This is a genomic window from Candidatus Borrarchaeum sp. (genome assembly GCF_019058535.1).
Lineage (GTDB): Archaea > Asgardarchaeota > Sifarchaeia > Borrarchaeales > Borrarchaeaceae > Borrarchaeum > Borrarchaeum weybense.
Window position 1 is genome coordinate 1 of record NZ_JAHPYX010000068.1, and the last position, 5,855, is coordinate 5,855.

7 protein-coding genes and 1 pseudogene are annotated in these 5,855 nt (G+C 38.2%); 5 read left to right on the forward strand and 3 right to left on the reverse strand.

Translation table 11 applies throughout. The features are described 5' to 3' along the window. Positions 1-208: 208 nt before the first annotated feature. Both QVB70_RS03710 and QVB70_RS03715 read right to left on the reverse strand, forming a co-directional pair. On the reverse strand, positions 209-784 hold the full coding sequence (locus QVB70_RS03710; RefSeq protein ID WP_287583514.1) for a pyruvate kinase alpha/beta domain-containing protein: 576 nt from the start codon (positions 782-784) through the stop codon (positions 209-211). A 107-nt stretch (positions 785-891) separates the two neighbouring features. Further along, the gene (locus QVB70_RS03715) at positions 892-1,059 is read right to left on the reverse strand and encodes a tautomerase family protein (protein WP_287583516.1); all 168 of its coding nucleotides are present in this window, start codon (positions 1,057-1,059) and stop codon (positions 892-894) included. Between the two features lie 283 nt (positions 1,060-1,342). Between QVB70_RS03715 and QVB70_RS03720 the strand changes: the two genes are divergently transcribed. Continuing rightward, the gene (locus tag QVB70_RS03720) at positions 1,343-1,522 is read left to right on the forward strand and encodes a type II toxin-antitoxin system HicB family antitoxin (RefSeq protein WP_287583518.1); all 180 of its coding nucleotides are present in this window, start codon (positions 1,343-1,345) and stop codon (positions 1,520-1,522) included. A gap of 15 nt (positions 1,523-1,537) precedes the next feature. Further along, a complete protein-coding gene (locus QVB70_RS03725; RefSeq protein WP_287583520.1) occupies positions 1,538-2,653 on the forward strand; it encodes a (Fe-S)-binding protein in 1,116 nt (371 codons plus the stop codon). A 1-nt stretch (position 2,654) separates the two neighbouring features. Here the strand turns inward: QVB70_RS03725 and QVB70_RS03730 are convergent, their stop codons facing one another. Beyond that, positions 2,655-3,311, reverse strand: a complete 657-nt coding sequence (locus QVB70_RS03730; protein WP_287583522.1) for a diphthine--ammonia ligase — start codon at positions 3,309-3,311, stop codon at positions 2,655-2,657. A gap of 167 nt (positions 3,312-3,478) precedes the next feature. Between QVB70_RS03730 and QVB70_RS03735 the strand changes: the two genes are divergently transcribed. From QVB70_RS03735 to QVB70_RS03745, 3 genes and pseudogenes are all read left to right on the forward strand, one after another. Next, positions 3,479-3,964, forward strand: a complete 486-nt coding sequence (locus QVB70_RS03735; protein WP_287583524.1) for a TspO/MBR family protein — start codon at positions 3,479-3,481, stop codon at positions 3,962-3,964. Between the two features lie 138 nt (positions 3,965-4,102). Next, positions 4,103-4,765, forward strand: a complete 663-nt coding sequence (locus QVB70_RS03740) for a hypothetical protein (protein ID WP_287583526.1) — start codon at positions 4,103-4,105, stop codon at positions 4,763-4,765. A gap of 445 nt (positions 4,766-5,210) precedes the next feature. Next, positions 5,211-5,855 (forward strand): annotated as a pseudogene (locus tag QVB70_RS03745) (RNA-guided endonuclease TnpB family protein); the annotation flags it as partial.

Sequence of the window (5,855 nt, forward strand, 5' to 3'; positions counted from 1 at the left end):
ATCCAACACCAATCTCAATTTATGGAACTAAAATAAAAAAGGACAAAGTAAAAGCATTTAACGAGAAAGCAGCTTCAAAAGGAGGTCTATCAAGAATTCGCGGGGAAAGAATAATGCCGCTTCTTTTTGATTTGACAAAATGAGATCATTTAGTAAGATTTTTGCTTGTATTACTTTTATATTGGCTAAAATAAATAAAGGAAAGTGGCTAAAAATTAAATGGCTTACATAAGATAGCTTTTAATCTCATATCTAAAAAGTTAGACGTATATTCTGGTTTTATTATACATGCTGTGTCCGCTCCTCGGCCTGTGCCAGCAATAGCAATCACATCTTCATCGAGAGTTATTAGTCCGGCGTCAGCAGCCATCATCGTAATTTCCATTACCACCTTGATTCCTTCCCCGAAAACGAATCGAACAGTCCGAGCAAAGGTTTCAACTGGTTGCCACATGTTTAGTTTAAATCTAAAAGCTCGTTCTACACCTGCAAAAGCATGAGTGCATGTTAATACATTTGCGCCACGTTCTTCAATCGCATGTCTTTCCTCTCCACCCAGTTCTTGGAAACCACGTTCTTTAAATCCTGCAGAATGTGAGACTACTACAAGATTATAATCTGCTGAATCAAAGAATTCGGTTGCTTTAAGCCCAGTGTAACCAGTTGTTGAGGCAATTATGATATTTTTTATGTTGAATTTTTTCGCGTGCTTTTTGGCGATATTCAGTACATTTTCAGTGTTTAACTTTCCTGTTTGTTCAAAATATGTAACTGTCAGATCCATATTCACACTTCCATTTTTTACGAATTTAGACTTTTAAAACTCATACGTGAACTACCCCACCCTTACGGTTGGAGCTTCCTGCGGAGAAATTATAACTATTTGACGGACTATTCTCCTGCCATCGCCCAGTCTTCACTTTTAATATCTCTAAATACAACAACGAAAAGCTTCTTATCTTTGCCTGATATTTTGGAAATAACGTCAACAACTTCCCGTGAAATATTTCTTTTTTGTTCTGCAGAGAACCCGTAACCTGAAATTTCAATTAAGGGCATAAATTTCACCAAACGTTGAATTGCCTGTTTGTTCTTAATAAACCTTGTGTTACATGCTTTTTTCGTACTCAAACACAAAAAATACTACTCTTTTACTAGTAGCTAAGCAAGAAAGCACCACAGCTTTAGTATGAGGTAGTTCACAATAATATCGAAAATGCAGATGAAGGTGCATTCACACTGCTTAGGAGCCGATTAGAAAAGAATTTAAATTATGTTATCTTCAAAAGAGCAATCGATCTCTAAAACATATCTTTTTATTGTGAATAACTTGGAGATATCCATGTGGTATTCTAAGCAGAAGCAATATGCACTGAAAATTGAAAAAGATGAAGACGAATATTATGTTGCATGTGTTATGGAACTCTCAGGCTGTCATACACAAGCAAAAATGTTGAGTATGCTTATTGAACGAATAAAAGAGACCATTATATTGTATCTTGAAGTAATAACAATGTCGTAGAACAGTGATGAGTACATGGAAAATATCGCCCAAGAATTCAATAAAAAACTACTGCTGAACGAATGCATTCAGTGTGGGGTATGCACAGGTTCATGCCCAGTAGCCACAAGATCTTATTTGAACGTGCGAAATATCCTACGAGAAATTGCCGTCTTTAAAAGACTTAAAATACCGCCTGAAGATCAAATATGGAGTTGTACTACATGTTCGACATGTGAACTTCGGTGTCCTAAGCAGTTAAGTCCGCTTGATATGATAATCGATATACGCAGCACCTTGGTTGAGGAAGGTATAGTCCCAGCAACACTTAAAGATGCCTTGGAAAGTGTTTTTAAGCATGGCAACCCATGGAATCAAAGTAGAGCAAGCAGAATGGAATGGGCGACTGCTTTCAATTTAAAACACATTTCAGAAGGCGCCGATATACTCTATTTTATTGGATGTACTACAGCTTATGATACACGCGCACAAGACATCGCTAAGGCGTTAATAATGTGTTTAAATACAACAGAAGTTGATTTTGGAGTTTTGGATAAAGACGAGAATTGTTGTGGTAATGAAATTCTCGGTTTGGGTGAACAGGGATTATTCGAACTACTTATTGAGGATAATACCGAGTTATTTGAAAAATATGACGTAAAGAGCATACTGGTTTCCTGTCCACATGGATATAATGTGTTTAAGAACAAATATGAGTTAGATTTGAAGGTCCAACATCATTCACAACTACTTGCAGAGTTAATCAATAATGGAAAACTAACTTTTTCAAAAAGAATCGAAAAAACAGCCACATATCATGATCCTTGCTTTCTTGGTAAACATAACGGAATTTTTGATGAACCAAGGCAAATAATTGAAAATATTCCAGGAATAGAATTTATTGAGTTAGATAGAATCAAAAATCAGAGTTTATGCTGTGAGGGAGGCGGTGGTAGAATGTGGTTCGATGTTTCAGGACCAAATAATGCCGAAAAGAGAGTTGAGAATGCCATTGACGTAGGAGCAGAACTGTTAGTGACCTCATGTCCGTTTTGCGTTGTTACTCTCGATGCTGCCGTTAAAACATTGGATAAGGAAGATGAAATTAAGGTCATGGATATCGCCGAATTAATATTAGAATCAGTCAAATAATCTAAATTATGTCACTTTTCAATATATCAAGAAGCCATCGATCAGTTTTTTCCAATTCTCGGCTTTCAAGTATCTTCAAATGTCGCTTAAATATTGGACCGTTAGTTACGAGTGTGTGATATTCCCCATTTTCGCCACACAGATCGATTTTTCGCCTTCTGAGGAACTCTATAAAATCCCAATTAAGGGGATGTCCTATCCAGTTGGAATCTATGAGATCGGATTTAGCGCTGACAATTATAGCTTCAAACCCCCTATCCATGAACTCAGCAAGCACTATTTCGTATTTTTGCTTCCATAATGGTTCATATACTTGGAGCCCAACTTCGCTACAAACCTTCTCAACCCAGTCTCTGTTTTCTTGAAAGTCTAGGTCTCCAAATACTCCACCTTCGATTCCTCTGTTCTTCAGATCCCTAATTACCCTCTTAAATTCATCTTCATACGAGTCCCAGGTAGCCTTTCCATAGATTATTGGAATTTGGATAGCCTTAGCTTGTGCTTCAATAACTTCTTTTCTTAAGCCATGTCCTCTAGATCGTAAACCGTCTTCGTTGAGCATAGTGAATAGATATCCAACCTTGAGACCTTCTTTTAACGCCTTATACAAGGCTAGGCTACTTTCTTTACCACCGCTCCAAGAAACAAAGACATTCAATTGTTAGACTTCCATTGATGTTTCTATATCCGCTTTTACGGCACTCTCCGGAGCACTTTAATTAAAATTTGCTCTATTCGTCAAATTAATTAATGAAGTATTTTAAGATTATAAGATAACCAAGATTTTTGTCTGCTATTGGATATTTGCCATTAGGGTTGATTGATATGGAAAAAATCACTTTAGTTGATGTTCGCAATTTAATAATAAGCATTTTCATTTGTCAGGCATCAGGTCTTATTGGTACGATTTTTACGATGGATGCAATTCCAACCTGGTATACAACTCTGAATAAGCCTTTTTTCACACCACCCAATTGGCTGTTTGGGCCAGTTTGGACGATTCTCTATACGTTAATGGGGATATCAGCATTCCTTGTGTGGCGCAGGGGTTTGGATGAACAAAAAATAAAAGTAGGACTTATCTTCTTTGCGCTTCAGTTGTTTCTCAATGGATTATGGACACCAGTATTCTTCGGACTTAAGGAGCTCTTTGCTGCGCTCATCATAATCATAATACTTTGGATAACTATATTGCTGACAATTATAAGTTTCTTCAGGATTTCTCTGACGCCAGGACTATTGCTTATTCCTTATATTGCTTGGGTAAGTCTTGCGATGGCCTTGAATTATGCAATATTTATCTTAAATTAAGATTGTATAGCATAAATAAATTTTCTTAAGTTCTTTTTCTAGATCTCTTTCGAAGTGATAGTTATCTTGATTACTTCGAGTTAGATAATCTTATTATAGTGAGCAATATATTATATGTAAAATTAGAGATGGCCTCCTATGGCACAAATTGAAGGCTTTCACTTTGGTCAACTGGAAGAAGACCCAAGTTCATATAATCAAGTTGTTATTTCTCTAAGAAAATATAGAGTGCCTTTTAGAGAGATTTATGAATCAAAAGCTCGACTCTCAACCCGTGATTGTTATGCTGGATTTACCAACAAGTTGCCAGAAGCGCTAAGTGAAATCTATTCCAGTGAATACTCAAGGCCTCTTCGTGCAGTTTTTGTGTTTAAAATTTCTCCGCAACCACTTTCTTTAATCCGAGGGAAGCTTCTAGAGCATACCATAAACTGGGAAAGAACGCCCTCAACATTCGTAGCATTCGATCCATTTTGTATTCCTGTAGATAAAGTGCTTGAATTGACAAAAATAAGGGACGTGTATCGACTTGCGCATTATGGTGAAGAGTTAGGTGATTATTCATTAGATCCCATATCACTTACTATTTCAAAAGGATGGTTTCGTGCCACTAAAGATCATATCGTTGATGTTTTTAATGCCCACCAGCATCCGTTTTTCCTTGAAGCGTGGCTTGAAGAAGTGATCGAAAGAGGACGAATTCTATCAGAAGTGGAATTGCTCGCAATGCTCGATAAATATGATCCCTTTATGGGGAAGAAAGCTTTGAGGCTATTGGAAAACTTAAAGATTATAGGATGAAGCCAAAAGACTTTGAAAAAGGTTATTCACAGAGAAATTAGCTTTTGATGCCCCGCTTAAGTAGGAAGCGTACTATTGTATTCTTTTGAATCTCTCTCTCACTGCGTAAATGAAAGTTCATTAGACCCAATATTTCTCACACTCAAACAAGGATGTTTTCGCGTCACTAAAGATCATACTGTTGATATTTTTAATACCCACCATAATCCATTTTTCCTTGAAGCGTGGCTTGAAGAAGTGATTGAAAAGGGGCGAATATTATCAGAAGTAGAATTGGTCAACTTATTTGAAAAATATGATCCTTTTATATAATTTCGCAAGAAGACCCCCCAACTAGTTGGTGGGATGAATTGCGTAGCTATGGTGGTACTTTTTTTCACGATATGCTGGTTGGCGAAAGTTTTTTAAGTCTCGTGTTCCATAAGTTCTTAGGGTGTGGTGGAGGATGGGACTGGAACTGCAACTTGCCAAACCATTAACTATGTGCAAGACACTAGTGCTTCCCGTTGATGACAGGATCACCACAACGAAAATAAAGTTCCTCGACAAACTTACCGCCTGGCTTACCTATGGTGTACAACTGTTTCTTGAGAAAATCATCGCTGAAAACATAACGGGTGTTAAAGAGGCGGAGCAATACCGACAGCACATACAGACCCTGACTGGGTTGTCATCAGGGTTCGTGCAAGCCTGCCGCGATAAAGCCCTCTGGATGTTCAAATCCTATCGGGAACTGTATCGTGAGTGGCAGCGGGAGATTACGCGTCTGGAAAAGTCCATCACCACCTGTAAAAAACGCCTTGCCAGGAAGAGCACCGCTAAAGACAGGAAACGGTTGCGAAAGCTCCAGCACAAACTCTACCGCTGGAAGCAGAGGCAACCCTCACCACCGACTATCAGGGGGAAGCTAGCCGTCATGTTCGACTACCGTGTAGGCGACATATCGCTTCCCCGCATTGCGAAGGAGTTTCCTCTCTGGGCACGAATTTCCACCCTCAAAAAAGGCGAAAAATTACACCTACCGTTATATATGTATCCGTATGCCGCGAAGCACCTCTACGACAAAGAATGGCGTGTTAAGTCTTTTCAG

Coding starts and splice junctions, on each gene's coding strand:
- QVB70_RS03710 (WP_287583514.1), bottom strand. CDS start 784: ATGGATCTGACAGTTACATATTTTGAACAAACAGGAAAGTTAAACACT.
- QVB70_RS03715 (WP_287583516.1), bottom strand. CDS start 1,059: ATGCCCTTAATTGAAATTTCAGGTTACGGGTTCTCTGCAGAACAAAAA.
- QVB70_RS03720 (WP_287583518.1), top strand. CDS start 1,343: ATGTGGTATTCTAAGCAGAAGCAATATGCACTGAAAATTGAAAAAGAT.
- QVB70_RS03725 (WP_287583520.1), top strand. CDS start 1,538: ATGGAAAATATCGCCCAAGAATTCAATAAAAAACTACTGCTGAACGAA.
- QVB70_RS03735 (WP_287583524.1), top strand. CDS start 3,479: ATGGAAAAAATCACTTTAGTTGATGTTCGCAATTTAATAATAAGCATT.
- QVB70_RS03740 (WP_287583526.1), top strand. CDS start 4,103: ATGGCACAAATTGAAGGCTTTCACTTTGGTCAACTGGAAGAAGACCCA.